The sequence below is a fragment of the Anaerorhabdus sp. genome, from assembly GCF_036657415.1.
Taxonomy (GTDB): Bacteria; Bacillota_I; Bacilli_A; order Erysipelotrichales; family Erysipelotrichaceae; genus Anaerorhabdus.
This window is the reverse complement of sequence record NZ_JAVXGL010000134.1, coordinates 1-2,676: the sequence shown is the minus strand read 5'-3', so window position 1 is coordinate 2,676 and position 2,676 is coordinate 1. Positions and strand designations below refer to the sequence as shown.

Annotated in this window: 4 protein-coding genes; all 4 read left to right on the top strand. The window is 33.5% G+C overall.

The features are described 5' to 3' along the window. Positions 1-594 (top strand): AAA family ATPase (locus tag RSB60_RS11300; RefSeq protein WP_332616432.1); only part of this gene is annotated, 594 nt, incomplete at its 5' end. Further along, the gene (ftsY, locus tag RSB60_RS11295; protein WP_332490698.1) at positions 591-1,559 is read left to right on the top strand and encodes a signal recognition particle-docking protein FtsY; all 969 of its coding nucleotides are present in this window, start codon (positions 591-593) and stop codon (positions 1,557-1,559) included. The genes RSB60_RS11300 and ftsY, both read left to right, overlap by 4 nt. Continuing rightward, positions 1,549-1,863 (top strand): YlxM family DNA-binding protein, encoded by a 315-nt coding sequence (gene ylxM / locus RSB60_RS11290; RefSeq protein WP_323381528.1) that lies wholly within the window; start codon positions 1,549-1,551, stop codon positions 1,861-1,863. The genes ftsY and ylxM overlap by 11 nt, the downstream gene beginning before the upstream one ends. Before the next feature lie 14 nt (positions 1,864-1,877). Then, on the top strand, positions 1,878-2,676 hold a 799-nt coding region (locus RSB60_RS11285; RefSeq protein WP_332616429.1), incomplete at its 3' end, for an acetate/propionate family kinase.

Below are 2,676 nucleotides of genomic sequence, written 5' to 3'. Positions count from 1 at the left end.
GTAAATGAACGCTATGAATTCTTAGACAGACAAGTAAAAGATTTAATTGATAGTCGTGACAAAATCCTTTCAGCAATTGATGAAATGGACCATGTTATGAAAAAACAATTCAAAGAAATGTTTGATGCTATCAATAATGAATTAAATGATACATTTAGAGCACTATTTGGTGGTGGTAAAGCAAGACTTATTTTGGAAGATCCAAGTGATATTCTAAATACAGGAATTGATGTAGATGTTCAACCTCCAGGAAAGTCAGTACAAAATATTCGTTTATTCTCTGGTGGAGAAAAGAGCTTGATTGCAATTTGTGTTCTATTCTCAATCTTAAAAGTAAGACCGGTACCTCTTTGTATTTTTGATGAAGTAGAAGCTGCTCTAGATCAAGGAAATGTTGAACGCGTTGCTCGTTATTTAACAAACTTCAGTAATGATACGCAATTTATTGTTGTAACTCATCGTCCAGGAACTATGCAACAATGTGAGGTTCTTTATGGGGTTACTATGCAAAAGCAAGGTGTCTCACAAATGTTACGTGTGGAACTTAAAGATGCCATCGATCTTGCGGATAGTCAGGAAGAGAAAAAATCATGAGTTTCTTAGATACATTAAAAGAGAAGTTTAAAAAACGAGATGATCAAGCAATATACTTAAGTGGATTCAAAAAAACCAAAGATTCAATGGGTGAAAAATTAAATGAATTAGCTTATAAATACAAAGGAATTAATGATGATTTTCTAGAAGAATTAACAATCGTTCTTTTGGAAAGTGATGTTGGTATTGAAACTGCAGATGAAATTTGTGAAAGACTAAGACAAAAGGCTAAGCAGTACAGTGTCATTACATTTCGTTATGCAATGAGTTTCCTAATGGAAATCATGAAAGATTTATACAATGAGACACCTATTCCTGAATTGTCTTATGACCATGATATAAATGTGATTTTCTTGGTAGGAGTTAATGGAAGTGGAAAAACAACGTCGTGTGCTAAACTCATTCGCTATTTCCAAGATCAAGGAAAGACTGTAGGTGTTGTTGCAGCAGATACATTTAGAGCAGGAGCAATTGAACAATTAGCAAGATGGGCGGAAAAATTAGGCGTTCATTGTGTGAAAGGTAAAGAACAAAGTGACCCTAGTAGTGTGTTAGTAGATGGCTGTCGTTGGGCAAAAGAAAATAAAGTTGATATTCTTCTTTGCGATACAGCAGGACGTTTACAAAACAAACAAAATTTGATGAATGAACTAGCAAAAATGCATCGTGTTGTTACTAGAGAAATCGAAGGTGCACCACATCATGTTTGGTTAGTACTGGATTCAACAACAGGACAGAATGGATTATCACAAGCTAAGATATTTCAAGAAGCGACACAAGTTTCAGGGATTATCTTATCTAAAATGGATGGTACAGCAAAAGGCGGAATTGTCTTGGCGATTAAGAATATATTACATATTCCAGTCTATTTTATTGGTTTAGGTGAAAAAGAAACAGATCTTAGACCATTTGATTTAGATTCATATTTATATAGTATTTCAGAAGGAATTCAACATGTTCAATAAAAAAGAACTTATGAATTATTATCTGGATTTCTATGAAGAATTACTAACGGATAAACAACAAAAAATATGTAACTATTATTTTCGTGAGGATTACTCAATTACTGAAATAGCAGAACTTGAATCAATAAGTAGGGCAGGGGTTCATGACGCAATTAAACGTAGTGAACTGGCACTAGAAGATTTCGAAAAAAAACTAAACTGCTATGAATCATTTAATAAGCGACAAGAATATTACAAAAAGATTAAAGAGTTCAATAATCAAGAAATTAATAAAATTATTGATCAATGCATAGATACTGAATAAATGGAGGAAAATTTATGAGTAAAATTATTTCTGTAAATGCTGGTTCATCATCTTTAAAATTCCAATTGTTTGAAATGCCAAGTGAAGAAGTTTTAACTTCTGGTATTGCGGAGAGAATTGGATTAGAAGAAGGGGTTTTTACAATCAAGGTGAATGGTGAAAAACACACTAAAAAATTGCCAATTAAAGACCACACAGTAGCTGTACAACTTCTATTAGATTCTTTAATAGAATTTGGTGTAGTTAAAAGTTTAGAAGAAATTGTTGGTGCAGGACATCGTGTAGTTCAAGGTGGAGATTACTTTGATCAATCTGTTATTGTTACACCTGAGAATGAAAAAATTGTTGAAGACTTATCAAGTTTAGCACCACTACATAACCCAGCTAATTTAGTTGGATACCGTGCTTTCAAAACTGCATTACCAAAAGCAGGACATACATTTGTTTTCGACACTGCTTTTCATCAAACAATGGAACCTGCTTCTTACATGTATCCAGTACCTTATGAATGGTATACAGATTATAAAGTACGTCGTTATGGAGCGCATGGTACTAGTCATCAATATGTTGCTGAACGTACTGCTGAATTGCTTGGTAAAGATATCAAGGATATTAATATTATCACTTGCCACTTAGGAAACGGTGCTTCTATTACTGCAGTACAAAATGGTAAATGTGTAAACACTTCAATGGGTTTCACACCATTAGCTGGTGTTATGATGGGAACACGTTGTGGGGATATTGACCCTGCGATTGTTACCTATATGCAAAATCAAGCACATCTTACTGCAGATGAAATTAATGATATTTTGA